At 57.7% G+C, this 25229-nt stretch carries 22 protein-coding genes; 13 read left to right on the top strand and 9 right to left on the bottom strand.

Annotated elements, in window-relative coordinates:
- Positions 1-43 precede the first annotated feature (43 nt).
- From RBB81_RS20380 to RBB81_RS20365, 4 genes are all read right to left on the bottom strand, one after another.
- Positions 44-664: a hypothetical protein gene (locus tag RBB81_RS20380; protein WP_353071901.1), complete on the bottom strand. Its 621-nt coding sequence runs from the start codon at positions 662-664 to the stop codon at positions 44-46.
- Positions 648-2342: an MFS transporter gene (locus RBB81_RS20375; protein ID WP_353071900.1), complete on the bottom strand. Its 1695-nt coding sequence runs from the start codon at positions 2340-2342 to the stop codon at positions 648-650. Before RBB81_RS20375 ends, RBB81_RS20380 begins: the two co-directional genes overlap by 17 nt.
- A 229-nt stretch (positions 2343-2571) precedes the next feature.
- On the bottom strand, positions 2572-3378 hold the full coding sequence (locus RBB81_RS20370; RefSeq protein WP_353071899.1) for a HugZ family protein: 807 nt from the start codon (positions 3376-3378) through the stop codon (positions 2572-2574).
- 294 nt (positions 3379-3672) lie between these two features.
- Complete coding sequence (locus tag RBB81_RS20365) at positions 3673-5520, bottom strand: phosphoenolpyruvate carboxykinase (GTP) (protein WP_353071898.1); 1848 nt, start codon at positions 5518-5520, stop codon at positions 3673-3675.
- 269 nt (positions 5521-5789) lie between these two features.
- Here RBB81_RS20365 and RBB81_RS20360 point away from each other — a divergent pair, with 269 nt between their 5' ends.
- Positions 5790-6521: a tetratricopeptide repeat protein gene (locus RBB81_RS20360; RefSeq protein WP_353071897.1), complete on the top strand. Its 732-nt coding sequence runs from the start codon at positions 5790-5792 to the stop codon at positions 6519-6521.
- A gap of 81 nt (positions 6522-6602) precedes the next feature.
- On the opposite strand, the gene RBB81_RS20355 is transcribed toward RBB81_RS20360, so the two are convergent.
- On the bottom strand, positions 6603-7793 hold the full coding sequence (locus RBB81_RS20355; RefSeq protein ID WP_353071896.1) for a potassium channel family protein: 1191 nt from the start codon (positions 7791-7793) through the stop codon (positions 6603-6605).
- Positions 7794-8066: 273 nt separating this feature from the next.
- On the opposite strand from RBB81_RS20355, the gene RBB81_RS20350 reads away from it, so the two are divergent.
- The 7 genes from RBB81_RS20350 to zwf all read left to right on the top strand — a co-directional run bounded on the left by RBB81_RS20350 (position 8067) and on the right by zwf (position 16214).
- Positions 8067-8438, top strand: a complete 372-nt coding sequence (locus RBB81_RS20350) for a response regulator (protein WP_179585042.1) — start codon at positions 8067-8069, stop codon at positions 8436-8438.
- 13 nt (positions 8439-8451) lie between these two features.
- Complete coding sequence (locus RBB81_RS20345) at positions 8452-8676, top strand: DUF2905 domain-containing protein (protein ID WP_353071895.1); 225 nt, start codon at positions 8452-8454, stop codon at positions 8674-8676.
- Between the two features lie 304 nt (positions 8677-8980).
- Positions 8981-10363 carry an exodeoxyribonuclease VII large subunit gene (gene xseA, locus RBB81_RS20340; protein WP_353071894.1) on the top strand — a complete coding sequence of 461 codons (1383 nt, stop codon included), beginning with the start codon at positions 8981-8983 and terminating at the stop codon, positions 10361-10363.
- Positions 10360-11706 (top strand): phosphoglucosamine mutase, encoded by a 1347-nt coding sequence (glmM, locus tag RBB81_RS20335; RefSeq protein WP_353071893.1) that lies wholly within the window; start codon positions 10360-10362, stop codon positions 11704-11706. The genes xseA and glmM overlap by 4 nt, the downstream gene beginning before the upstream one ends.
- Positions 11707-12043: 337 nt before the next feature.
- Complete coding sequence (gene pgi, locus RBB81_RS20330) at positions 12044-13678, top strand: glucose-6-phosphate isomerase (RefSeq protein WP_353071892.1); 1635 nt, start codon at positions 12044-12046, stop codon at positions 13676-13678.
- 81 nt (positions 13679-13759) lie between these two features.
- Positions 13760-14782, top strand: a complete 1023-nt coding sequence (gnd, locus tag RBB81_RS20325; RefSeq protein ID WP_353071891.1) for a phosphogluconate dehydrogenase (NAD(+)-dependent, decarboxylating) — start codon at positions 13760-13762, stop codon at positions 14780-14782.
- A gap of 25 nt (positions 14783-14807) precedes the next feature.
- Positions 14808-16214 carry a glucose-6-phosphate dehydrogenase gene (zwf, locus tag RBB81_RS20320; protein WP_179585032.1) on the top strand — a complete coding sequence of 469 codons (1407 nt, stop codon included), beginning with the start codon at positions 14808-14810 and terminating at the stop codon, positions 16212-16214.
- A 30-nt stretch (positions 16215-16244) separates the two neighbouring features.
- On the opposite strand, the gene RBB81_RS20315 is transcribed toward zwf, so the two are convergent.
- Positions 16245-17000, bottom strand: a complete 756-nt coding sequence (locus tag RBB81_RS20315; protein WP_353071890.1) for a DeoR/GlpR family DNA-binding transcription regulator — start codon at positions 16998-17000, stop codon at positions 16245-16247.
- Positions 17001-17084: 84 nt separating this feature from the next.
- Between RBB81_RS20315 and RBB81_RS20310 the strand changes: the two genes are divergently transcribed.
- The 4 genes from RBB81_RS20310 (at position 17085) to RBB81_RS20295 (ending at position 20244) form a co-directional block, all read left to right on the top strand.
- A complete protein-coding gene (locus tag RBB81_RS20310) occupies positions 17085-17690 on the top strand; it encodes an NUDIX domain-containing protein (protein ID WP_353071889.1) in 606 nt (201 codons plus the stop codon).
- A gap of 77 nt (positions 17691-17767) precedes the next feature.
- Positions 17768-19297 carry an aldehyde dehydrogenase gene (gene adh / locus RBB81_RS20305; protein ID WP_353071888.1) on the top strand — a complete coding sequence of 510 codons (1530 nt, stop codon included), beginning with the start codon at positions 17768-17770 and terminating at the stop codon, positions 19295-19297.
- Between the two features lie 8 nt (positions 19298-19305).
- Positions 19306-19683, top strand: coding sequence for a DUF779 domain-containing protein (locus tag RBB81_RS20300; protein WP_179585028.1), 378 nt, complete (start codon positions 19306-19308; stop codon positions 19681-19683).
- 69 nt (positions 19684-19752) lie between these two features.
- Positions 19753-20244 (top strand): hypothetical protein, encoded by a 492-nt coding sequence (locus RBB81_RS20295; protein WP_353071887.1) that lies wholly within the window; start codon positions 19753-19755, stop codon positions 20242-20244.
- Positions 20245-20569: 325 nt separating this feature from the next.
- Here RBB81_RS20295 and RBB81_RS20290 read toward each other — a convergent pair whose 3' ends face one another.
- The 3 genes from RBB81_RS20290 to RBB81_RS20280 form a co-directional block, all read right to left on the bottom strand.
- Positions 20570-20809 (bottom strand): anti-sigma factor family protein, encoded by a 240-nt coding sequence (locus RBB81_RS20290; RefSeq protein ID WP_183787611.1) that lies wholly within the window; start codon positions 20807-20809, stop codon positions 20570-20572.
- Positions 20806-21432 (bottom strand): RNA polymerase sigma factor, encoded by a 627-nt coding sequence (locus tag RBB81_RS20285; RefSeq protein WP_353073957.1) that lies wholly within the window; start codon positions 21430-21432, stop codon positions 20806-20808. Before RBB81_RS20285 ends, RBB81_RS20290 begins: the two co-directional genes overlap by 4 nt.
- 219 nt (positions 21433-21651) lie before the next feature.
- Positions 21652-22290: a PEP-CTERM sorting domain-containing protein gene (locus RBB81_RS20280; protein ID WP_353071886.1), complete on the bottom strand. Its 639-nt coding sequence runs from the start codon at positions 22288-22290 to the stop codon at positions 21652-21654.
- A gap of 362 nt (positions 22291-22652) precedes the next feature.
- On the opposite strand from RBB81_RS20280, the gene RBB81_RS20275 reads away from it, so the two are divergent.
- On the top strand, positions 22653-25061 hold the full coding sequence (locus RBB81_RS20275) for a transglycosylase SLT domain-containing protein (protein WP_353071885.1): 2409 nt from the start codon (positions 22653-22655) through the stop codon (positions 25059-25061).
- The last annotated feature ends 168 nt before the right edge of the window (positions 25062-25229 follow it).

Raw genomic sequence — 25229 nt, 5'->3', positions numbered from 1 at the left:
CTTGGTTTCGGCTGTGCCCGTCGTCGTCCATGGCAACGAAAGTTTATTCGGCGACGTGTACCGCAACCTTTCTGCGGCGAATAAAGCCCGCAGCTGTCAGCAGCCCGCTCCCCAGCAATACAAAGTTGCGAGTCTCCGGGATATCAGGAAAGGCAGCCTTCCTGAAAACGACTGCATCATCGTAGTCTCCATCAAAGAGCGGAATGAATGAATCTTCCGCTTCAAGGTATCCATTGGAACTGTTATAGATCGCGGAGCCGTTTGGTACGGAGTAAGTCATCATCGAGCCGCTTCCCATCTGCGGCATTGTCGATGCGTTGTTCCTCATCTCGATAAACGGGTTAGAGATGGTGTCGGCAGAAGCGAGTTTGGCAGAAAATAGCGCGACAACCAACGAGGATGTAGCGCAAAACACACGTAGCGTTAACCTCATGGCAAGACCTCGGAAAAGTTTTTCAGAGAAGGGGCCTGCCCGAGTAAGGAGCACGCCGGCGGCCAAACGTGTTTCCTCCTCTTCCGGAAGCCTCGCAACTCGCCACACCATTATTTTCAAAGATTTGCGGGCTGGACTTTTATTGACTCCGTCTTCCATTTCCCCAACAACCGCAAAAAGCTGCAGGAACGAAAGAAAACAGTTCGATCCAGTATTACGGCTTCGTTTCAATAGTGCTCGCAACAGAGTGCGACGGTATCGGATTCGCAACCTCTCGCGCATAGATCTGGTACGTCGTCTTCGGCGGATCTTCATGCTGATGTAACGCACGCACGCGAGCGCGAATCGTCTCATCAGCCGCAGTAATCCTTTCGCGCGAACGCAGGTAATCCAGCCACGACTCCATCACGAAGGTCTCGTTCAGATGTTTCGGATCGATGGCGTCGCGGTAGATGCCCCATCGCATCGCGCCATCCCGCAGCCGCACGCCTCGAAGTTGATGGATCGCAGAGGTGAACTCCGCATAGTTTTCGATCGGCACGCAATACTCAATCGAAATTCGGACAGGCCCGTCTGTAGGCTCCGTATCGAGTGCAAGCTGTGGCGCAGGATGCTTCCATTGATACGGCGTGTGGTCAGGAAGCGGACCCTGCAGGATATGAAACCGTCTCGCGAATGGGAAGGTGATCAGCAAACCACACGCCGCTGTGGTCAGCGAGATCGTCGTCGATGTGTGTTCCGCGATGTACCCCCACAGAATCGCGCCGAACGCCATGCCTCCCTGAAAGGTCGTCATGTAGGTGCCCAGCGCGCGAGCCTGAACCCAAGCCGGCACCGCAAGCTGAACCGAGACGTTGATCGTCGACATAGTGCTGGTCCAGGCCGCACCCGACAAGACAAGCGTCGCGATCAGTATCGAGGGGCTGCGCACGAACGCCAGGACCAGCAGTACAACGACGTTGTAGAGCGTCGAAGTCGCCAGAATCTGATCCGCGGAAAATCGCTGCCGAATGCGATGAAGCGTAGTAGCCGCGATCACTGCTCCCAACCCCAGCGAGCCGTTCAAAATTCCATAACCCAGTGGACCCTGTTTCAGATCACGCTTTGCGACGACGGCCAGCAGCGACCAGATCGCAGAGATGAAGAACGTGTAGATGAACGCGCGCACCAGCGACGACTGCAGGTCCGGCGCGTATCGCACATAGCGCAGCCCCGAGCGGATCGAACCAGCGATGCGCTCCGACGGCAGCGCAGACTTGAACAGGGGAATCCTCTTCCAGTTCACCAGCACCCAGATCACGCCTGCGAACGAGAGTGCATTAAGCGCGAACACGGAGCCGGCCCCTGTGTAAACCCTCTGGAAGCCGGCAACCATCAATCCGCCGAGCGCTGGGCCCACCGCACGGGCCAGGTTGTTGCTCGCGGCATTGAGCGATACCGTATCCGGAATCAGTTCGCGAGGCACCAGCTCCGGCACAATCGCCTGCCAGGCTGGGTTGTTCATCGCTGAACCGATGTTGAGCAGGAACGTAAAGGCGAGCAGAGCCCACGGCGAGATGTGGCCTATGAAAGTAAGGATCGCAAGAATGCCCACCGAGCCGAGCATCCAGGCCTGCCAGAAGATCAGCAGCTTGCGCCTGTCGAAGATGTCCGCCGTTGCCCCCGCCAGCAGCCCCAGCAGCAACACCGGCAGACTGGCCGCGGTCTGCATCAATGCAATCAGCAGAGGCGACGCGGTCAGGGATGTCATCAGCCATGTGCCTGCAGTGTCCTGCATCCACGTCCCTACAGATGAGATTGTGCTGGCAATCCATCGGTCACGAAACAGAGGAATCTTCAGCGGTGCGAAGCCGTTGGAACTTGCCGGAATCGAGGCTTCAGGGGCGGTGTTGGGAGATTCAAGGGGCATCGCTCCGATTAGTTTACGGTGTGACGGTCACTCTTCGAGGATTTCAAAGAACGCGCCGAGGGAGATGATCCCATATAGTTCATGGTTAAAAAGGAAACCCACGCAGCGCGGTGGGGGCTGTTGCGTGGGTATTCCAGTAAAGCAACGAAGTGGGTGGACTTCGTTATGACTGACTCAACCCGAAGGGAGTCTTGCCACTCATTAAAGATAAAGGCAAAGGGGATAGGAGTCAATAGGCATTTGTGGGGAGTGCCTCGTTCTGGCGGGCATGTTTGACCATCTCGACCAAAACGGAACGGGTGTCACCGGGCGTGGTCGCCTCGCGGGAGAAGACGATGCGGGCGTCCTTGATCCCCGCCGAAGTAACGGCACGCACATGGAAGCCCAGACGGTCGACCGAGGTCATGGTTGCGGACTCGGCTTCGAGGTTTGCGTGGGCCTTCGTGAGCAGGATGAGGGCATCGCCGTGGTCGGCATTCATGTGGTCAAGAATGCCCTGCGCTGCCTCTGCAAGGGGGTCAGGAGAGGCTGAGGCGTACTCCGGGGCAGTAACCCAGCCCATGACGCCGAACCCGCCCACATAGTAGACATCCACCGGTTCCAGACGGAAGAAGGCGAAGTCCGTGAAGTCCACCCAGTAGTGGCTGTTGGGGTGGGCCTTCAGATAAAGTTCGCGAGCCTCGGGCTTCTCGTCGTCGGTGATTTGAAGGACGTTTCCAACGAGTGTGGCTCGCGCAGCGCCGAGCACGTCGCCATCGGCGGGTGGTTGGGTGACGAAGAGGCTGGCACGAGGGTCCGCCTTCAGATTGTGGGTGTGCATCGCCATCGTGCTGATCAGGAACAAGGGCCGACCTGCGGGGTCGAGTGCGTAGGGCATCAGGGAGCCGAAGGGGAAGCCAGGCTGCTTGCGGGAGACCGTCGAAAGGGTCGCTACGCTAGCCAGGTGGAAGAGGGTGCGGGCGCGTTCGGCGTGGCTGGGTTCGGGCGCCGGTGGCTGCGGATTGGGGTTGTAGGGTGCTGCGTGCTGATTCGACATAGGATCTGCTTCGCTCTCTGGGTGGTGCTTTCGTTGGGACCTCTGAAGGTCAATCACGATTCAAATAGAACCGGATCTCGGGAGATCTGACTCCCGGCTGGAGGGGGGAAAATAAAGTGCTGAAACGTGGCGTATTTTTCGTGACCGGAAATCGTGGTGTTTTCAGCCAGCATTTCACCACGATCTCACCACGTTTCTCCATCCGGAAAACCACGTTTTCGCACCTGCCTTTTGCAAAAACCCCTGCAAAAACGCTTGGCCACCACGCAGAAAAAAATACCGTATCGGCCGCTCCTAAAGTCTGCAGATCAGGAGTTCGCGCTCGTAGATCATCTCGGGGGGGAGATGATCGTGGAGGGCGAGGAAGAGCTCTTCGTGGCCCATGACCTCTTGTTTCCATTGCGCGCGGTCGACCGTTTGGAGGATGTCGAAGGTTTCACGCGGGAAGTCGATGCCCTTCCAGTTCATGTCGTCGAAGTGAGGGGTCCAGCCGATGGGGGTCTCTTTGCCCTGAGCGCGGCCGCGAACACGGTCGATGATCCACTTGAGGACGCGCATGTTTTCGCTGTAGCCGGGCCATAGGAAGCTGCCGTCGGGTGCTTTGCGGAACCAGTTGACGTGGAAGACGCGGGGCGTGGCGGAGAGGTTGCGCTGCATCTTGAGCCAGTGACGGAAGTAGTCGCCCATGTGGTAGCCGCAGAAGGGAAGCATGGCCATGGGGTCGCGGCGGACCTTGCCGATGGCGCCGCCGGCTGCTGCGGTGGTCTCTGAGCCCATAGTCGCGCCGATGTAGACGCCTGCAGACCAGTTGAAGGCCTGATAGACGAGCGGCATGGTGGTGGGGCGACGGCCGCCGAAGATGAAGGCGGAGATGGGGACGCCGTTGGGGTTCTCCCAGTCGGGGTCGATGGTGGGGCACTGGGCTGCGGGGGCGGTGAAGCGGCCGTTGGGGTGGGCGGCGGGTTGGCCGGTCTCCTTGGAGATGGCCGGGGTCCAGCGGTTGCCGCGCCAGTCGATGAGTTCGGCGGGTGGGGTGTCGGTCATGCCCTCCCACCAGACGCCGCCCTCGGGGGTGAGGGCTACGTTGGTGAAGATGGTGTTTTTGGCGAGGGTGGCCATGGCGTTGGGGTTGGTTTTGGCGCTGGTGCCGGGGGCTACGCCGAAGAATCCGGCCTCGGGATTGATGGCGCGGAGCTGACCGGTGGCGTCGGGTTTGATCCAGGCGATGTCGTCGCCGACGGTCCAGACCTTCCAGCCCTCGAAGCCGGCGGGGGGGATCATCATGGCGAAGTTGGTTTTGCCGCAGGCCGAGGGGAAGGCTGCGGCTACGTAGGTTTTTTCCGTGGTGCCGTCGGGGCGTTTGGGGGACTCGACGCCGACGATCAACATGTGCTCGGCCATCCAGCCTTCGTCACGGGCGATGTTGGAGGCGATGCGGAGGGCGAAGCATTTTTTGCCGAGGAGTGCGTTGCCGCCGTAGCCGGAGCCGTAGGACCAGATCTCGCGGGTTTCGGGGAAGTGGACGATGTATTTTTCGTCGTTGCAGGGCCAGGGGACGTCCTGCTGGCCGGGGGCGAGGGGTGCGCCGACTGTGTGCATGCAGGGGACAACGCGCTTTTCGTCCTTGTCGATCTCGGCGAAGACGGGTGCGCCGATGCGGGCCATGATGCGCATGTTGACCACGGCGTAGGCGGAGTCGGTGAGCTGGACGCCGATCTGCGACATGGGCGAGCCGATGGGGCCCATGGAGTAGGGCAGGACGTACATGGTGCGGCCGCGCATGGCCCCTTTGAAGAGGGCCTTTAGCTTCTTGCGCATGACGAAGGGGTCTTCCCAGTTGTTGGTGGGGCCGGCGGTGTCTTTGGAGAGCGAGCAGATAAAGGTGCGGTCTTCGACGCGGGCGACGTCGTTGGGAGCGGAGCGGGCGAGGAAGCAGCCGGGCCAGAGCTTTTCGTTGAGCTTGGTGAAGGTTCCGGCGTGGACGAGCTGGCTGCAGAGGAAGTCGTACTCGGCCTGGGAGCCGTCGATCCAGTGGATGCGGTCGGGCTGGCAGAGGTCGGCCATCTTTTCGACCCAGCGGATGAGGTGTTTGTTGGTTGTGGGTGGGGTTGCGATGGCGGTTTCGACGGCTATGGTCTTCATGGGTTGGCGCGATTTCCTTCGGGTACAAGTCTTCGCTTCTACCGTTGGGCTGTCAACCCTTGGTTGTGGGGGTGCTGGATTTTGGAAGATTTTGTCGGCGATTCGCTGATCCTGGGAGGGTTTGGCATGATGGCCGACCTGAGATTGGGGTTTAGGCCACATTCCGGTTCCCTGCGCTGGTAGACTTAAAGTTCTGCGCTGTGACTTCGCGCGACAAGTTCTCTCAAAGCGGCAAACCGCGACGAGCAAAAAAGGAAGAACAAGACAAAGTGGACCAGCAGACCAAACAAGCTCTCAAGCATGACCAGTTCGTCGATACGACTCAGCATGGCCTCGAATGGGCCAGTGAAAACCGCCGCTCCGTGATTGCTACCAGCGCTATTGTGCTTGTGGCGATTCTGATCGTGGTGGGTGGATTTCTGATCTATAACAGCCGCGCGAATCAGGCTTCGGTCGCCTTCGGCGCAGCTATGCAGGCTTATCAGACACCGCTCGCAGCGCCTGGGCAGCAGGTGCCTGCGGGTGTGAAGACGTATGCGTCACCGACCGAGCGTGCCAAGGCGGCCAATGACCTTTTTATGGGCGTTGCGGACAAGTACGGTATGACTCCGGATGGAAGGGTGGCTCGCTACTTCGGCGGCCTGACGTATATGGAAGAGGGCCAAAACGGTCCGGCGGAGAGCACGCTGAAGCAGGTGGCAAGTGGTTGGAATGGGGATCTTGCGGCGCTCGCGAAGCTTTCGCTGGCGCAGCTTTACCGCCAAACGGGGCGGGATTCTCAAGCTGTAGATATTTATAACGAGCTGACTGCCAAGCCGACGACCACGGTGCCTTCGGGGCTGGCGCAACTGCAGCTGGCGGAGTTGTATGAAGCACAGGGGAAGCCGGAATTGGCGAAGAAGATCTACGCGCAGCTGAAGGATAAAGATGCGAAGGGTGCTGCGGGGTCGCTGGCTGCTCAGAAGCTGAATCCTGCGCCGACGGGTCCTGCTGGACAGTAGTTCTTGGATGTAATTTGGGAGTGAGTTCGGGATGCCGGGGTTTCAGCCTTGGCATCCCGAATCTGCGTGTGGGGAAGAAGATTAGCCGTGGTCTTCGTCGTGAAAGAAGGGTGTGCGATCGCCTGCGGACTTCAAGGCTGTGGCGGCGTCGGTTCGCATTCTGGTTAGGATGCTCCACTGGTCGTTGACTTTTGGAGGCGCGACCCAGACCGGGAGCGGGAGGCGCAGGTAATCGGACAGGCCGTGGGCGGCCGGCTCGTAGAGCGCACGGATGGTGTGGAGACGTTTTGCAGCGGCGGGATCGCCACAGAGTCGGAGTTGATTTTCGCCTAGCGCCTCACAGAGATGGTAGAAGTCTTTGGAGGGGAGGCGGTCAGGGTCGGTGCGGGGTTTGCCGTCTTTTCGTTCGAGGACTTCGAAGACTTCGCCGATGTCGATGAGGGCGTGGCGGGACATGACGAAGGTGAGTTGAGCCTGGCGGGAGTGGGCGCCTTCGATGACTGAGATGAGGAGCGCGCAGGTGTCCAGGATGGAGACGAGGGCGGCGAGCCAGCTTTGGGTGTCGTGCTGGGAACGGTAGTAACAAAGAAGTGGGTAGGAGATGTGGGATTCGAGGATCTCGGCCGACCAACGCTCCCACTCCTCCAAGAGGTCGATGAGGGCTTCTTCGCTTCCTTCGAAGGCGTGGCGGCGGAGGAGCTCGGCTGCGTTGGGCGGGGAGCCGGCGCGCGCGTCGAGAAGGGCCACGTTGATTTCCCGCCGGGAGAAAGACTGATACAAAACGGGAAGGTAGCCGATGACGAGGGCGACGAAGCCGAGGCCTACGCCTGATTCAAAGATGATGAAGGCTCGTGCGAGCAGGCTGTGTGGGACGACGTCTCCCAGGCCAAGGGTGAAGAGGGTTGTGCCGCTGACGTACAGATCTGTGTCGAATTGTGCCCAAGCGCTGTTGGTGTGGATCATCATCGCGTCGCCGAACGGGGAGCCCAGGGAGAAGTAAAACAATCCGAAGCCGAAGATGAGAAGAATCGCCCAGAGGAGGAGAAGCAGGAGAAGGGAGAGGGGGCCGTAGATGCTGTAGATCTGCCCGCGGAGTTTTTTATCGGTGACGCGATCGGCCATCAGGACCCAGGGAACCCAGGTGGCGATGAAGAAGATGCGGGTGATGCGAAATCGTCCGGTGGGGCGGCGGGGAAGGATGATGGTCTGGAAGGCGTCGAGGGCGACTCCCAGGCAAAAGAGTATACCGGCGATGAATGCGGCGACTTGCAAATTGTGATCCTTAATCCAGTCGGAGTCAGCGTTCTGTCGTAAACCTTACCAGAGACTGCAGTTGCGATTCTCTGCGGATGGAATCGCAGCTCGTTGTTCGCAAACTTTCTTTTGCACAGCCTGCTGCGTGACCTTGTCTGGAGAGTGGAGTCTAAATCTTTAGAACGAAATCATTGAATTTTGATTCGACAAATATGTGTTTTGAAGCCTAGTCTTAACCCATCAGGCATGTGTTGACGTGCACACCCCAAACGATTCGCACGGAGGGCACCGATGAATCGAGTTCTGGTGGTTGATGATGACCGTCTGGTGGCCGACACGCTGACTCTTATCTTTGAGAAGAGTGGTTTCAAGGCGAAGGCCGCTTACTCCGCTGATCAAGGGTTAGAGTGTTCTCGCGAGTTTGTGCCTAACCTGTTGTTATGCGACGTGTCGATGCCCGGACGAGATGGACTTTCGCTGGTAAATGATGTGACGCGGGAGCTGCCCGCGTGTCGCATCCTTATGCTGACCGGTTTTTATTCCAATCTGAAAAACGTGCGTGAACAGGCGCGTACCTGGTCGAGGCCTGTAGGCATACTTACAAAACCGTGTCAGCCCTCGGAGCTTCTACGTGAGGCTGCCGTGCTGCTGGCGACTGCTTAGCGAGTGATGCGGCATGCCTGAGCTGGGCCGTACTCTCCTCATCCTCGGGTTGCTGCTGGCTTTGGCCGGGGGGATCATTCTCGGGCTGAATCGCCTGAATCTGCCTCTTGGACGCCTCCCTGGGGACCTCAGCTGGCGTGGCCGGGGATGGTCGGTTTCGTTTCCAATCGCGACTTCGATTCTGATCAGTGTTCTTCTGAGCGTGATTCTTTGGGTTGTGGGACGGCTGCGCCGCTGACCGTCCGATTAGCCGCGTCGCGATGCTAGACTCAGGCAAGATGTCCGAAAGGGAAGACAATCCGCCGACACTGGCCAGCCTTCGAGCGCGGCGAGGGAAGGTCCGGACTGAAAGGCGGTCACCATCGAAGGCTCTGGCAATTCCGTCGCCGGACCTGCTGCTTCAAACGGATTTTTTTTCATTCTTTGAGGAAGAGGCCGCGATCGCGGTTGCTGCTTCTGTTGATTCAGTCCCTCGCAGTGAAGGGTCCAGCGAGATTGCGATAAAACCCCCGCCTCGAAGTGTGCCGGGCATGAGGGAACCGGTGACTGAGCGTCGCATCTGGAGCGTTCGCTCCCTTGTGACGAACGTTAGACAACAGATCGAGATGACCTATACCGACCTCTGGGTCGAAGGTGAGATCTCCAACTGCCGGCCAGCCCCCTCGGGGCACATCTACTTCACGTTGAAGGATGGCGAGGCCCAGTTGCCGGTTGTGCTGTTTCGCCGTCAGGCGGGTTTGTTACGCTTTCGGCCTGCGGATGGGCTTTCCGTTCTGGTTCGTGGCCGCATCTCTGTGTATGAGAGCCGCGGGCAGTTACAGCTTATCGCGGAGACGATGGAACCTCGCGGCGCTGGGGCGTTGCAGCTTGCGTTCGAGCAGCTTAAGGCGCGACTGCTTGCTGAGGGGCTCTTCGACGCGTCTCGTAAGCGACAGTTGCCATCGTTCCCGAAGTGCGTTGGCATCGTCACATCACTCTCCGGCGCAGTGATCCGCGACATCGTTACTGTTGTTCGCCGTCGTCATGCGCGGCTCAATCTGCTGGTGTATCCCGCTACGATGCAAGGTGGGTCCAGTCCGGAGTCTGTCGCTGTAGGCATTCGGTGGTTCAACAAAAATGCTTCGCTGGTCGATGTCATCGTGGTTGCAAGAGGCGGCGGGTCGATGGAAGATCTCGCCGGCTTCAACGATGAGGCGCTGGCCCGTACGATCGCCGCGTCCGGACTGCCTGTCGTCTCTGCAATTGGCCACGAGACGGACTTCACGATCGCCGATTTTGTCGCGGATCTTCGCGCGGCGACGCCGTCAGCTGCTGCTGAACTGATTACGGCGGCGCAGCATCGCATTGAGGAGCGCGTGGCTGCGTTGAGTGCGAGAGTGCAACGTGCTGGGAGATTTCACTTGATGCACGCGCGACAGCGCTACGCACGACTCTCTGCAGAGACGGTTTTGAATCGATTGCGAGATGCCGTCAACCGCAGGGATCAACGGCTCGACGAGCTTCGGCTACGTCTTGAGGCGGCAGCGCAAGGGCGCCTTCGCGTTCCGATCCAACGGCTGAATTCGATGAGTGATCGTCTCCGGCGCCAGGATATTTCTATTCGCATTGCCGCGACGGATCATCGTTTGCAGGCTGTGGCGGTGCGGTTGCAGCGCGCCGCGGTTCAGACGGTTGCGAGTCGGCATACACGTCTCGAAATGACTTCAGCGAGGCTCGACGCGTTGTCGCCACTCGCAGTCTTATCGCGTGGCTATGCTCTCGTTTATCTGCAAGGCGGCGCTGCAGACGGTACGTTGCTGCGTTCCTCCGCAGATGCCGCGGTTGGACAGACGATACGCGCGCGGCTTGCGCAGGGGACGCTCGAGGCCGAAATAAGTCAGACTCATATGGAAGACGCACACATAATGGAGACCAGCAAGTCATGAAGAAGCTCTTTGGAACCGACGGCATTCGCGCTGTCGCAGGGCAGTCACCACTTGATGGGACCACGGTATACGCCATCGGACTTGCACTCGCACATATTCTTGGTGCGAAGACTCTGACGCCGCGAGTTTTACTCGGAATGGATACTCGCGAATCCAGCGAATGGATTGCCGCAACCTTAACGGCCGGGCTCGATGCGGGCGGAGCTTCTGTTGAAAGCGCTGGTGTGATCACAACGCCGGCGGTTGCGTTTCTCACGCATACTCATGGCTTCGCTACCGGCGTCGTCATCTCGGCCTCACACAATCCGTGGCAGGACAACGGCATTAAACTCTTTGGGCCAGATGGTTATAAGCTTCCGGATGCCGTTGAGCTTGCGATCGAAGAGGAGATCTTCCGTCAACTTGCTGCACCGACGACTGCGCCGCAAAGTACCGTGCCGCCTGCTGTAAATGAGGCCGACCGCGCAGAGTATGTTCGCTTTCTGCTGGCGTCCGTTCCTGAGCTTTCGTTGGATGGGAAGCGGATCGTGATCGACTGCGCCAATGGAGCTGCTTCGTCGGTTGCACCACAGCTGTTTTCGGATCTGGGCGGAGAGGTTTTGATCACTCATGCCAGTCCCGACGGGAGAAATATCAATGAGGCCTGCGGGGCATTGCATCCAGAGATCGTTGCCGAACAGGTGAAGCGTTGCAAGGCGTCGATGGGGATTACGTTCGATGGCGATGCCGACCGTGCGCTCTTTGCCGATGAGCATGGTCGCGTTGTGAATGGGGATGCTGTCCTTCTACTGGCGGCACGCGATTTGCAGCGTCGCGGGCTTTTGACTAACTCGACGGTGGTTGCGACGACGATGTCCAACATGGGGCTTGAGGCGGCGCTGAAACGTAGCGGAATCGAGATGCTTCGCGCTGCTGTCGGGGACAAGTACGTTCTTGAGCAGATGATTGCCACGGGCGCTGCCCTGGGTGGAGAACAGTCCGGCCACATTATCTTCAGCGGACGCAGCACGACGGGGGATGGACTGCTGACGGCGTTGCTGCTGCTGGATGTTGTCCACCGGAGCGGGAAGTCTTTGGCGGAACTAGTGGCAGATCTGAAGGTGTTTCCGCAGGTGATTGTGAATGTTAAGGTGCGCGAGAAGAGACCGCTCGAAGGGATTCCGAATGTGGCTGCTGCGATTCGCGCTGCCGAGGTGGAACTTGCTGACTCGGGCCGAGTTGTGATTCGTTACAGTGGCACGGAGGCTTTGGCGCGGGTGATGATCGAGGCTGAATCAGAGCCGCTCATGCGGCATCATGCCGATACCATCGCTGCGGCGATTCGTACCGAGGTTGGTATTTGAAGAGACAGCACGTAACTGATTTGCGACGGCTGAATGCGAAAAAGAGCCTTAACTGATCATCTTCATAAAGTGGTAACTTTTATGCGGCCAGTCTTCTCATAGACGATGGAACGGGCTCGGCATTTTCAGGAATATCTATTCGCCTTTTCGTCATCTATTGCAGGGAGAGCGAACCACGGGGAGCGGGAGTGATGCGAACTTGCGTACTGAAGTATTTTCGTTAATTTTGGAGAAATGTTCCGAGTTTTTTCGGCTTAGTCCTTCTACACGTTACTTGTAACAGGAATGGATAGTAGTCTGGTTTGGCGGAACAAACAGAGATGCAAGGAGTATGTAGATGACTACGAAATTGACGCCGCTCGGCGAGCGTTCGGCATGGAAGGCGCTGGGTGCGCACTATCAGCAGATCTACGACACGACGCTACGCCAGCTGTTTGCGGATGATCCGGCGCGCGGGGAGCGGTTCACCCTTGAAGCTGCTGGGATCTTTCTCGACTACTCGAAGAATCGGATTACGGACGAGACGCTGAAACTTCTAGTTCAGCTGGCGGAGGAGTCGGGGTTACGAACGCGGATCGACGCGATGTTCAGCGGAGAGAAGATCAATATCACCGAGAATCGGGCTGTGCTGCATGTTGCTTTGCGCGCGCCGAAGGGTGAGAAGATCCTGGTTGATGGTGAAGACGTTGTGCCGGCGGTCCATGCTGTGTTGGACAAGATGGCCGCCTTCGCGGAGCGTGTCCGCAGTGGAGCGTGGAAGGGACACACAGGAAAGCGGATTAAGAATGTCATCAATATCGGGATTGGCGGCTCGGATCTTGGGCCGGTGATGGCGTATGAAGCACTGAAGCACTATAGCCAGCGCGATATCACCTTCCGCTTCGTCTCGAATGTGGATGGCACAGACTTTGCTGAGGCGGTGCAGGATCTCAATGCGGATGAGACGTTGTTTCTCGTCGCTTCGAAGACGTTTACGACGCTGGAGACGATGACGAATGCGCACTCGGCACGGGACTGGTCCCTTGCTGGATTGGGTGGCGATGAGAAGGCTGTGGCGAAGCACTTCGTGGCTATCTCGACGAACGCTAAGGAAGTTGCGAAGTTCGGGATTGATACGGCGAATATGTTCGAGTTCTGGGATTGGGTGGGTGGACGCTATTCCATGGATTCGGCGATCGGGCTGTCGACGATGCTGGCGATTGGGCCGGATAACTTTCGCTCGATGCTGGATGGTTTTCATCAGATGGATGAGCACTTTCGCACCGCGCCGTTTGCTAGCAATCTGCCCGTTCTAATGGGTCTGCTGACGGTCTGGTATACGGATTTCTTCGACGCGCAGACGGTTGCTGTTCTGCCGTATGAGCAGTACCTGAAGCGGTTTCCGGCGTATCTGCAGCAGTTGACGATGGAGAGCAACGGCAAACATGTGACGCTCGATGGAACGCATGTTGCGACCGAGACTGGACCGATCTATTGGGGCGAGCCTGGCACGAATGGACAGCACTCGTTTTATCAACTGATCCACCAGGGGACACGGCTGATTCCTTGCGACTTTATTGGCTTTTATAAGACCCTCAATCCGCTGGGGCAGCATCATGACATGCTGATGGCGAATGTGTTTGCGCAGGCTGAAGCGCTGGCGTTCGGCAAGACGGCGGAGCAGGTGAAGGCGGAGGGTACGCCCGATTGGCTGGTTCCGCATCGGGTGTTCGAGGGCAATCGTCCGTCGAATACGATCCTTGCGGATCACCTGACTCCGGAGGTGTTGGGAAAATTGATTGCTCTGTACGAGCATGCGGTGTTCACGCAAGGTACTATCTGGAGCATCGACTCGTTCGATCAATGGGGCGTTGAGCTTGGCAAGGTGCTGGCACAGAAGATTATCGGAGAGCTGGAGAGTAAGACGGAGCCTGAGCTTTCGCATGATACCTCCACGACGAATTTGATTCGGAGATACAGGAAGAACAAATAGCCCGGCGGCTAACGGACGCGAGAAGACTCTGCGCCGTTTTTGATGTTCAGTGAATCAGCAACTTTGGAAAGGGAGCGTTCAATGCAACTTGGAATGATAGGCCTGGGCAGGATGGGTGCCAACATGGTGAAACGGTTGGCGAAGAATGGGCATGAATGCATTGTCTTTGACAGGTCGCAACAGGTTGTCTCTGACCTTGCGAAGGAGAAGGGTGTTACGGGAGGATCTTCGCTTGAGGACTTTGTTAGCAAACTTTCCAAGCCGCGCGCTATTTGGCTAATGATTCCTGCGGGAGTTGTGGATCAGACGATCGCTGAACTGGTGCCTCACCTGGAGAAGGACGATATTCTGATCGACGGTGGGAATTCGTATTACGTCGACGACATTCGCCGTTCCAAGGAGCTTGAGCCTAAGGGAATTCGCTATGTCGATGTGGGCACGAGCGGAGGCGTATGGGGACTCGAGCGCGGGTACTGCATGATGATTGGCGGACCGAAGGCTGTCGTTGAGCATCTGGATCCAATCTTCAAGACGATTGCTCCTGGGATTGGCGATATTCCCAAGACTCCGGGGCGCGAGAAGGTTGGTGGGACGGCGGAGTTGGGGTATCTGCACTGTGGGGAGACGGGCGGCGGTCACTTCGTCAAGATGGTGCATAACGGGATCGAGTACGGGATGATGGCGGCTTATGCTGAGGGTCTGGGCGTGCTGAAGGCGGCCGATATCGGCAAGCACACGGCGGAGATCGATGCTGAGACGACGCCGTTGCGAGATCCGGAGCATTATCTGTACGACTTCAACCTGCCCGATGTCGCCGAGGTATGGCGCCGCGGAAGCGTGATTGCATCGTGGCTGCTGGATCTGACCGCGTCGGCGCTGATTGGAGATCCGGAGCTGTCGAAGTATGGCGGCAGGGTCTCGGATTCGGGTGAAGGACGGTGGACGATCAAGGCTGCGATCGATGAAGGCGTTCCAACTCCTGTGCTGACGACGGCGCTCTATACGCGGTTCAGTTCGCGAGGTGAGGCTGACTTCTCGAACAAGCTGTTGTCTGCGATGCGCTTCGCCTTTGGCGGCCATCTTGAGAAGCCGCACGAAAAATAGTCTTAGGACTTGAAGGAGAAAACTCGTGAGTCAAACTCATTCCGATGCGCTGGTCTTCTTTGGCGCGACCGGCGACCTTGCTTATAAGAAGATATTCCCTGCGCTTCAGTCGATGGTCAAGCGGGGCACCCTCAACGTGCCGGTGATTGGTGTGGCGAAGGCTGGTTGGAACCTTGACCAGTTCAAGGCGCGTGCCCAGGATAGTCTCGAGAAACATGGCGGACTCGATCCTGCAGCGTGGGAGAAGCTGAAGTCGCTGCTGCAGTATGTCGATGGCGACTATGTGGATCCGGCTACGTTTGTCGCGGTGCGGAAGGCGCTGGGTTCTTCGGAACATCCCGCTCATTATCTGGCGATTCCTCCTTCTTTGTTCGAGGAGGTGGTCGAGCAGTTGGTGAAGTCCGGCTCGGCCAAGGGCGCTCGGATGATTGTGGAGAAGCCGTTCGGGCATGATCTGGCTTCGGCACAGGAACTGAACCGGATTTTGCTGTCGGCGTTTCCGGAGTCGTCGATCTTTCGTATCGATCATTACCTGGCGAAGGGGCCGGTTCATAACATGGTGTCCTTTCGCTTTTCGAATACGTTCCTGGAACCAATCTGGAATCGTGACTATGTTGAAACCGTTCAGATCACGATGGCGGAGGACTTTGGGGTTCAGGGCCGGGGAGCTTTTTACGACCAGACTGGCGCGATTCGCGATGTGATTCAAAACCATATCTTTCAGGTGATGTGTAACCTTGCGATGGAGTGTCCGGCGCGAGGGGATGCAGAGTCGATGCGTGATGAGAAGGTGAAGGTGCTTAAGGCCATTCCACCGATCGAGTCGAAAGATCTGGTTCGTGGACAGTTTCGCGGCTATCTGGATGAGAAGGGTGTTGCGCCGAACTCGAAGGTCGAGACGTTTGCTTGTCTTAAGCTGGAGATTAAATCGTGGAGATGGGACGGTGTTCCTTTCTACATCCGTGCGGGAAAAAATCTTCCGGTGACATGCATGGAGGTGATGGCGCGGTTTCGCAAACCACCGACCACGAACATCACAGAGCCGAATACGGCGCAGAACTATATGCGCTTCCGCATTAGTCCGGAGATGACAGTGGCGATGTCGGTCTCTGTCGCGGACGAGCTTGGGGGCGGGCGCGAGGCGGTGGAGTTGATTGCGAGCCGTCATCCGAGTCCGCAGGAGATGGAGGCGTACGAGCGGGTGCTAACGGACGCGATTGCCGGTGATGCTACGCTATTTGCGCGACAGGATTACGTTGAAGAGGCCTGGCGGATTGTCGATCCTGTTCTCAAAGAAGATACGCCGGTGTACGTTTACGAGCCCCACACGTGGGGTCCGCCAGAGGCAGGGAGGAATATTGTTCCTTGCTGCGGATGGGATACGCCGCTTGCCCAGGAGCCGGACGACTTCAGGGTTGTCGCGAGAGGATAGAGGAAGAGCCTCGCCGGTGGCCGGGGCTTTTCAGGCCCGGGTGACGGTGATTCCGAGTTTTGCGTAAGGGCGTAAGAGAGTTTTTTCCGCAGAGCGTTCTGTGATGATGCCGCTGATCTCCGAGAGGGGGACGACGACGTAGGGAGAGGCTGCGTTGAGCTTTTCGGAGGAGGCTAGGACGAAGGTCTCTGCTGCAGCGTGGCTCAGGGCTCGCTTGATCGCAGCTTCTTCGTAGTTGCCTGTGGTGAGGCCCGTCTTCGGATGGACGCCGGTAACTCCCATGAAGAAGGTGTCTGCGTGGATTTGAGCGATGGCCTCGATTGCGGAGGATCCGACGGCGACGACTGAGTGGCGGAACAGGCGTCCGCCGATGAGGATGACTTCGATGTTCTGGTGGTCGATGAGTTCCAGAGCAATGGTGGGGCTGTGCGTGACGATGGTGGCTTTCAGGTCGAGAGAGATGTGCCGTGCGACTTGCCTGGCGGTGGTGCCGCCGTCGAGGATTACGACTTGTCCGGCCTGAATCATCTTTGCTGCTGCGCGACCGATGGCCACTTTGCCCTCGGGAGCGATTCGCTCGCGGCTGGGGAAATCTGCGACGGCGGGGGAGGAAGGCAGAGCCCCGCCGTGAACGCGTTGGAGGAGACCTTCGTGGGCCATTTCGCGAAGGTCGCGGCGGATGGTGTCTTCTGAGACCCCCATTGCGACGCTTACTTCTTTTGCGATGACCTGGCCCTGGCGCTTGAGGATGGAGAGGATCTGCTGTTTTCGATGAGTGGTTAGCATTTTCGTTGTTCACGATAATACTTGACTTTGCACGAAACTGCACGATATGGTTTCGGCATGTTTAATTTCGCGCAGACTTCCTTCATGAAAGACCGTGTCCGGATCAAGAAGATCGAGACACTTTCCGATGACTGGTACGTGTTGAAGAAGACTACGTTCGAACTGCAACGGAGTGATGGAACGTGGCAGCAGCAGAGCAGGGAGACCTATGACCGGGGCAATGGTGCAACGATCCTGCTGTACAACCTGGAGCAGCGCACGGTTGTACTGACAAGGCAGTTTCGGTTTCCGGCTTTTGTGAATGGGCATCCGGGCTTGTTGATTGAGACGGCGGCGGGGCTTCTGGATAAGGCTAGTACGGAGGAGCGGATCAAGGCGGAGGTGGTGGAGGAGACCGGGTATCGCGTCGAGCATGTTCGGAAGATATTTGAGGCTTTCATGAGTCCGGGGTCGGTGACTGAGAAGCTTTACTTTTTTCTGGCCGAGTATGACAGTGGGAACAGGGTGGCGGTCGGTGGCGGAAACTTTGTTGAGGGCGAAGATATTGAGGTTTTGGAGCTTTCGATGGAGGACGCAATGGCAGCGATCGAAAGGGGCGAGATTGCGGACGGCAAGACGATCATGTTGCTGCAGTACGCGTTTATTCATGTGTTCAGCGAGAGAGGAAAGGCGATTCCGACTGTTTGCTGAGGGCTGTGACAGATTTCGGTGTGGAGGACTACAATTTCGAGCGCGGTGTAGGTAACGATCTCGAGGGAGTGGATGCTATGGCTACGATGACAGCGCTGCAGCCGGGGACCTATGGGTTTCCTGTGTCGATCAAGAAACGGTATGAGAACTTCATTGGCGGGGAGTGGGTGGCACCGCTGTCGGGACAATATTTTGAAAATGTGACGCCGGTGACTGGGCAGGTGCTGTGTGAGATCGCGCGCTCGAATGCTGCCGATGTGGACCGGGCGCTCGATGCGGCGCATGCGGCGAAGAAGGCGTGGGGGAAGACTTCGACGACTGAGCGGGGGCGGATGTTGGAGAAGATCGCGCAGCGGATTGAAGACAACCTCGAGATGCTGGCGACTGTGGAGACGTGGGATAACGGGAAGCCGATTCGTGAGACGATGGCGGCGGATATGCCGTTGGCGGTTGATCACTTCCGCTATTTTGCGGGTGTGATCCGGGCGCAGGAGGGATCGATCTCGGAGATCGATAAAGATACTATTGCGTATCACTACCATGAGCCGTTGGGTGTGATCGGGCTGATTATTCCGTGGAACTTTCCGATCCTCATGGCGACGTGGAAGCTTGCGCCGGCGCTGGCGGCAGGGAACTGTGTGGTGCTGAAGCCGGCAGAACAGACGCCGATGTCAATCCTGGTTTTGATGGAGTTGATTCAGGATATTCTGCCGCCCGGTGTGGTGAATATCGTCAACGGGTTTGGGCTGGAGGCAGGTAAGCCGCTGGCTTCGAGCAAGCGCATCAACAAGATTGCGTTTACCGGGGAGACGACGACGGGGCGTTTGATTATGCAGTATGCGTCGCAGAATATTATTCCGGTGACGCTCGAGCTAGGGGGGAAGAGCCCGAATATCTTCTTCAAGGATGTCGCCAGCGCAGATGATGCGTTCTTCGACAAGGCGCTGGAAGGCTTCACGATGTTCGCATTGAATCAGGGCGAGGTGTGTACTTGCCCTTCACGTGCACTGATTCAGGACACGCTCTACGACCAGTTCATGGAGCGTGCCCTGAAGCGCGTGGGTGCGATCAAGCAAGGGAATCCGCTCGATAAGACGACGATGATCGGAGCGCAGGCTTCGAGCGAGCAGATGGAGAAGATTCTTTCTTACTTCGATATCGGCAAGCAGGAGGGCGCGGAGGTTCTGATTGGCGGGAAGCGCGCCACGCAGACGGGCGATCTGGCTGAGGGCTTCTATATTGAACCGACCGTCTTCAAAGGCAATAACAAGATGCGTATCTTCCAGGAGGAGATCTTCGGGCCGGTGGTTTCGGTGACCACGTTCCACGACGAGGAGGAGGCGCTGGCGCTGGCGAACGACACTCTGTACGGGCTGGGCGCGGGCGTTTGGACAAGGGATATGAATCGGGCTTACCACTTCGGGCGAGCGATTGAGGCGGGACGGGTGTGGACGAACTGTTATCACCTGTATCCGGCTCATGCGGCGTTTGGAGGGTATAAACAGTCGGGCGTTGGGCGCGAGAATCACAAGATGATGCTGGAGCATTATCAGCAGACGAAGAATCAGCTGGTGAGCTATAGCCCGAATGCGATGGGATTTTTCTAGAGGCAGAGATGGTGGATGTGCCGGAACAGGTTGTAACGACACCTGCTGCTGAGGAGCTGATGGGCAGGTTGTCGGACAAACATGGGGAGCTGATGTTTCATCAGTCGGGAGGTTGCTGTGACGGCAGCTCTCCCATGTGTTATCCGCGGGGAGAGTTTCTGGTGGGGGATGGCGATGTGCTGTTGGCTACGCTGGGAGAGACTCCGTTTTATATGAGCGGGAGCCAGTTTGAGTACTGGAAGCACACGCAGCTGATCCTGGATGTGGTGCCGGGGCGCGGGGGAATGTTTTCTCTCGAGAATGGGGAAGGCGTGAGATTTCTGATCCGGTCGAGGGTGTTCACGGATGCGGAGATTGGGGCGTTGCGGGTGGCAGGGCGGATTTGATGTCTCCGCGCGACTAGAACCCTGCAACTGGTGATACAATTGCGGCCCACCCACGGGAGGGGTCACCTCATGTGCCCTGTCTCAGCTCAAAAATCTCTCTCGATCATCGCAATACTATTTGCAGTCATCGGTGTTGCGTCAGCCCCCGAAGCCCATGCGGATTCGATTACCGACCCCGCCGCGACTTTCACGTTCAAATGTTGTAACAGCGTAACGGCGAAGGTGTACGACCTACAGGTCACGATCGATTTGCCAGCCTCTGGCAACCCGTTATTCGGAATCATGCCACTGGACCCAACCTGCGCCTCGTCGTTCCAGAACCCATTTACGGCAACATTTACATGCGGCGATGGGATCGCCACTACGGATACGATCCGTGAATCCGTAGTGGTAAAAGGCAACACAGTGCCGAGAGTGCTGATCGCAACCTGGAGTGACAAGGAGGGCAAGATCATCGGCTCCGCCACTCCGATACCTGAGCCCGCCAGCATAGAGTACGTACTGGGGATCGGGATCCCATTGCTCGTGGCACTGCGAAAACGTATCGACTATAGGCGCTAAGATTAACGTGAGCCCATGGCGCACTCTTCGATCCGGCAGGCAAGAAGCAACCGCTATCCCGGCGCTGAGCGTATCTGCGTAATACGCCGCAGGTGGTTGGGTGAAATGCTCGTGTACGGATCTCGTGGGAGGACCGAGCAACCCTCTAACGCTGCCCAGTGATTCGTTGCGGAAGGTACAGAGCTTCAAAGAACATAGGAGCGCCATAGCATTGGTTCAATACGGCTGCGGCAACTGCGGGCTCACACTCCGTGCAGACGACAATCAGTTTTTCCGCGCTGGAAGAAAAGCTCCGTCTAAGAAGAGCTTCTAAAGGTCTCTTAGTTTATTTCTTTACGGCCAGGCACTTCGCCATGATGGCGGAGTGAAGGCGTTCGCGTAGTCCGGGGGAGACTTCGTAGATCTCGTTGCCCTTGTAGACCTCGATGGTCTGGTGGGTGGTGTTGAGCACGACGCGGCAGTGCTGGCAGCCAGCGGTGTGTTCGCTGATCTCCTCGCGAAGCTCGGCGGTGAGCTGGTCGTCGAAGTAGTCGGAAAGATGGCTCAATAGGTCCGTGCAGTTCATGCTGGCTGGCCCTCCTGCTTCTGCCGGAAGTATCGGCTGAGACGTTCACGCAGTTGAAGGCGCGCACGCAACAATCTGGATTTCACCGCGGGGACGCTCAAGCCGAGTGCCTCCGCAGTCTCTTCCGTGGAGAGATTTTCAACGTCGCGAAGAGTGAAGACGGTGCGAAAGCCCGGGGGGAGACCCTGAATGGTCTTGCGGAGGATGTCGGCGAGCTCGGCCTGGTTGTACTGCTGCTCGGGGTTTGGCCGCCACTCGGCGAAGTCGCGAGGGATAGATCCTTCTTCAGTCTGAACGTCTTCGTCCATGGAGACGGTCTTGCTTGTTTTGCGCTTGCGCAGCCGCATGAGGCTCTCATTGACCGCGATGCGGACGAGCCAAGTCGAAAACTTGGAGTTTCCCTGGAACTGGTCCAGCTTCTCGTAGGCCTTGAGAAATGCGTCCTGCGTGATGTCTTCAGCGTCTTCACGGTTTTGCGTAATATGCTGCGCGACCCGGAAGATCTGACGCTCATACTGACGAACCAGTTGCTCAAATGCTGCGGTATCCCCTTCTTTCGCGCGCGCTACAAGCGCTACGTCGGGGTGTACCTCTTCCGTGGCTGGAGATTGGATGGCTGGCATGAGTAAAAAGGTGCGGAAAACAACACCGAATCGTCCGGTGGAAGGAGCGCGGAGATTCAGCATCTACAACATAGTAAATGTCGCTGGGGTAGAGAGCAAAGTTACGAATTTTGCGAGAGCTTGCATGGAGCGATTTTGCTGCCGGGAGAGCGGTTACCGGAGAACACGGCCTGGGAGGCAGATGTTCTCCGGTGCTGCCGAACATTGAGGGCGCAGGGTTTAGCCGCGCACGAACTTGCGACGGAGTGCGCTGGCTGCTCCGACGAGACCGGTCCCGAAGAGGATGATGGTGCTCGGCTCCGGGGTCGGGGTTGAGGTGACGTTGGTGATGACGATGTTGTCATCGTTGTAGTCGAGGTCGGAGCCGGTGAGCGGCTTGAGGCTGGTGACTCCAAGATCTTCCATCCCGATGTAGGTGCCGGCGGGGATTCCGCTGAACCCGCCCGAGTATAGGGTGGAGTAGGCGTGGTTGTAGCCGTCGTCGTTGTAGTTGGCTGGCGAGGCAACGCCGAAGTAGTCGACAGAGCTGAAGTATTGACCGGTTGTCACGTCGTCGAGGATGAAGACGAGGGAATCGCCGGCTTTGAGGGAGAGGGAGACGGAGGAGCCAACCGCGGAGGAGTGGTTGTCGAGGGAGGGCGTGGTCTTTGCGCCTGAGGTCTTGTCCCAGAGAATGATCTTGTCGTCGTTGGCGGCGCTGGAAGCATAGAAGTAGGCGGTAATTTTTCCGTTGCTGGTTGCTGTAAACGACTGATCTGGAGCCAGCTGGCCTACGATAGCGTAGGGGATGGCATCAGCAAGCAGGGGGGAAAACCCGAGAGCGAGAATGGAAGCAAAGATGAGCAGTGTCAGACGCATAGGTTTCCTCTGGCGGGTCTTCGATCTCTTTTTGGGGTTGGAGAAAGTAATCGTGGGAGCAAAATTTAACTATGAGTTCGCTGCATATGCATATTTGCTCTCTCCTATTTGTCTATTCGGCTGAGGCGGACAAAGGTTTACCCTCTGGGTGGAAGAACGATTTGGAAATTGGTTACTTTTGGGCGGTTTTGATTGAACGTTGCTGGGCCGATAAGAGGCTTGAGGGTAACTGGAACACCTCTCACGAACGATCCGGTGAGGTATCGGCTGAAGTATCTGTGGTGGTTCGTGCTCGATTGGTGCTGCGGAGCTGGAGCGGCGCAGCTTAGAGTGGAGATGTGGGTTGGAGAAACAAGGGAACGATGGTGACCATCAGGGGTAAGGTTTGGTCGGCGGTGGTTGCCGCCTCTTTGATGGGGATGAGCGTGCCGTTCTGGGCGGGCTGTGCAATGGGGCTGGCGCAGAGCACTGAGCCGGCGACGCCGCAGACGAAGCAGACTAAGAAGCCACCGTCCAAATCCGAGACACCTTCCGGAGGCGCAGGGAAGTCTTCGGGCTCCAAGCCGAAGGGTTCGAGCGGAAAGTCAAAGGCCGGATCTTCCAGTAAAGCGAAAGGGAAGAAGGGCAGTACGACTCGGAAGAGTCATGTGGTTTCGCGGAAGCCTACGGCCCAAACCATTCACCTGACGAGCGCGTTCAAGGCTTCGGAGCAGCTTCGTCCGATGGCGCAACAGTTGGCTGCGACTCGCTCCGTAGCAGCATATAACGGAGTGGAAGCGTATGCGCGGCAGCATCCGGGAGAAGGTGCGGCTGCGGCTTATCTGGCGCTTGGACATGCTCAGTTGCTGGATCACCGTTATGACGATGCTGTGCGCAGCTATCGGCAGGCGAATGCAAGCGGCACGGCTCTGGACGATTACGCCGATTATCTTGGCGCACAGGCCGCGGTGCAGGCGGGTCATGGAGCCGATGCGTACGGTTTGCTGGATCGGTTTGAGGAACGACATCCGGAGAGCATCTTCGATGCGAGTGCGCCGGTGTTGCTGGCGAATGCTTATCTTCAGCAAAATGATCCGCAGGGTGCACTGAAGGTTCTGGTGCCGCTGGCAGATTCGGCGCAGGCGTCGCATGTAGATTTTCGCTATGCGCTGGCGCGGGCTTACCAGACCTCGGGTGATACGACCCATGCTGCCGTGATTTACAAGAGTATTTATGTGGGGTTTCCGTTGAGCATTGAGGCGGCACAGGCGCGGGCACAGTTGCAGGCGATGAATACACCTCCCAGCGCGGCGGAGCGGAAGATTCACGGGGACCAGCTGTTCAACGCCAAGCGATACGCCGAGGCTGGTGAGGAGTACCACGCGATCGAGCACGATGGTTCGGGTTTGAACTCGGCAGATCATGATGCTCTGTTGATCTATGCGGCGGCGTGCGATATGAGGTTGAAGAAGATCAGCCGGCGAGAGGTGGAGAAGCTTCCGGACACCAGGGACGATAGCGCGGCGCTGAAGCTGTATCTGCTGGCGGAGCTGTCGCGAACGGAGAACGACCAGGCCGCGCATGACGCGTTGATTTCACAGATGGTCAGGGATTTTCCGACGAGCCGGTGGCTGGAGGAGGCACTTTATTCAGGCGGAAATATGTATCTGCTGAAGCACGACCCGCAACAGGCGACTTATCACTACGCGCTGCTGGTGAAGCTGTTTCCGAAGAGCGTGTACGGGCCTTCGGCACACTGGCGTGCTGCGTGGATGAACTATCGGCAGCATAACTATGCCGAGGCTGCTCGCTTGATGGAGGAGCAGATCCAGATGTTTGGCGGGGGGATTGAGATTCCCGGGGCTCTCTACTGGCGCGGACGAATCTACGAGGATGAAGAGAAGGACTTTGGTCAGGCGGCGAACTACTATCGCGCGGTGACGGCCTCTTACGTCAACTCCTACTATGCCGGGCTGGCAAGGCAGCGGTTGAACGTACTGAAGACGCAGGCGGCGAGTGTGGCTCCCGCTGCGGCTTTGAGTGCGGTGCACGTGCCTGTAGTTCCCGATCTGACCGGGGAGTTGCCGGAGAACGAGCCTCATCTGATCAAGGCGAGGCTGCTGGCGAATGCGGCGTTGAATGAATATATCGGGCCCGAGATCCAGGCGAGTTCGACATCGAGCGAATGGGGCGCGCTGGCCCAGGCTGAGATCTATTCGTCGTATGGGGAGACGACGCGGGCGATTCAATCGATGAAGCACAGTGGGATCTTCTTTTTTTCACTGCCGCTGGACCAGGTTCCGACGATCTATTGGAAGCTTCTGTTTCCGCAGCCCTACTGGGTGGATCTGACTGCTTACTCGCAGAGGAATGGGTTGGATCCTTTCCTTGTGGCGTCACTGATTCGGCAGGAGTCAGAGTTCAATGCAGGAGTTGTAAGCCATGCCAATGCCTGGGGGCTGATGCAGTTGCTGCCTTCGGTGGGAAAGTCCGCGGCGAAGAAGCAGGGGATTAAACACTTCGATGCCAATATGCTGTTGAATCCTGCGACGAACCTGCAGTTGGGAACACTGAATCTGCGGGAGGTGATGGACAGGTTCGGCGGACAGGCTGAGTATGCGCTGGCAGCCTACAACGCGGGGGACGTACCCGTGCGGCAGTGGATGGCGATCGGAGACTATAAAGATATCGCCGAGTTTGTCGAGTCGATCCCTTATACCGAGACACGGGAGTATGTGCAGGCGATTCTGCGGAATCGCGAGATCTATCGTGCGCTCTATGCGGCCCGTTGAGAGAGAACCAGCGATGCGTCTCCCCAGTTGAAGATTGTGCAAAACGCGGGATTGACAGCGGCAGGAAATCCGTTATGCTTTGCACCAGAAGTAGTGCATAAGGCGATAAGGCACAAAGCCATCCAGGAGGTCTCTTCCGCAGCCTGACAAATCGGTATTGGCGCTAGA

It is taken from the genome of Tunturibacter gelidoferens (assembly GCF_040358255.1).
Classification (GTDB): domain Bacteria; phylum Acidobacteriota; class Terriglobia; order Terriglobales; family Acidobacteriaceae; genus Edaphobacter; species Edaphobacter gelidiferens.
Note: the sequence above shows the minus strand (reverse complement) of the source record. Positions and strands in the feature narration are given on the sequence as shown.

Coding starts and splice junctions, on each gene's coding strand:
- RBB81_RS20375 (WP_353071900.1), bottom strand. CDS start 2,342: ATGCCCCTTGAATCTCCCAACACCGCCCCTGAAGCCTCGATTCCGGCA.
- RBB81_RS20370 (WP_353071899.1), bottom strand. CDS start 3,378: ATGTCGAATCAGCACGCAGCACCCTACAACCCCAATCCGCAGCCACCG.
- RBB81_RS20365 (WP_353071898.1), bottom strand. CDS start 5,520: ATGAAGACCATAGCCGTCGAAACCGCCATCGCAACCCCACCCACAACC.
- RBB81_RS20350 (WP_179585042.1), top strand. CDS start 8,067: ATGAATCGAGTTCTGGTGGTTGATGATGACCGTCTGGTGGCCGACACG.
- RBB81_RS20345 (WP_353071895.1), top strand. CDS start 8,452: ATGCCTGAGCTGGGCCGTACTCTCCTCATCCTCGGGTTGCTGCTGGCT.
- glmM (WP_353071893.1), top strand. CDS start 10,360: ATGAAGAAGCTCTTTGGAACCGACGGCATTCGCGCTGTCGCAGGGCAG.
- pgi (WP_353071892.1), top strand. CDS start 12,044: ATGACTACGAAATTGACGCCGCTCGGCGAGCGTTCGGCATGGAAGGCG.
- gnd (WP_353071891.1), top strand. CDS start 13,760: ATGCAACTTGGAATGATAGGCCTGGGCAGGATGGGTGCCAACATGGTG.
- RBB81_RS20315 (WP_353071890.1), bottom strand. CDS start 17,000: ATGCTAACCACTCATCGAAAACAGCAGATCCTCTCCATCCTCAAGCGC.
- RBB81_RS20310 (WP_353071889.1), top strand. CDS start 17,085: ATGAAAGACCGTGTCCGGATCAAGAAGATCGAGACACTTTCCGATGAC.
- adh (WP_353071888.1), top strand. CDS start 17,768: ATGGCTACGATGACAGCGCTGCAGCCGGGGACCTATGGGTTTCCTGTG.
- RBB81_RS20300 (WP_179585028.1), top strand. CDS start 19,306: ATGGTGGATGTGCCGGAACAGGTTGTAACGACACCTGCTGCTGAGGAG.
- RBB81_RS20295 (WP_353071887.1), top strand. CDS start 19,753: ATGTGCCCTGTCTCAGCTCAAAAATCTCTCTCGATCATCGCAATACTA.
- RBB81_RS20290 (WP_183787611.1), bottom strand. CDS start 20,809: ATGAACTGCACGGACCTATTGAGCCATCTTTCCGACTACTTCGACGAC.
- RBB81_RS20285 (WP_353073957.1), bottom strand. CDS start 21,432: ATGCCAGCCATCCAATCTCCAGCCACGGAAGAGGTACACCCCGACGTA.
- RBB81_RS20280 (WP_353071886.1), bottom strand. CDS start 22,290: ATGCGTCTGACACTGCTCATCTTTGCTTCCATTCTCGCTCTCGGGTTT.
- RBB81_RS20275 (WP_353071885.1), top strand. CDS start 22,653: ATGGTGACCATCAGGGGTAAGGTTTGGTCGGCGGTGGTTGCCGCCTCT.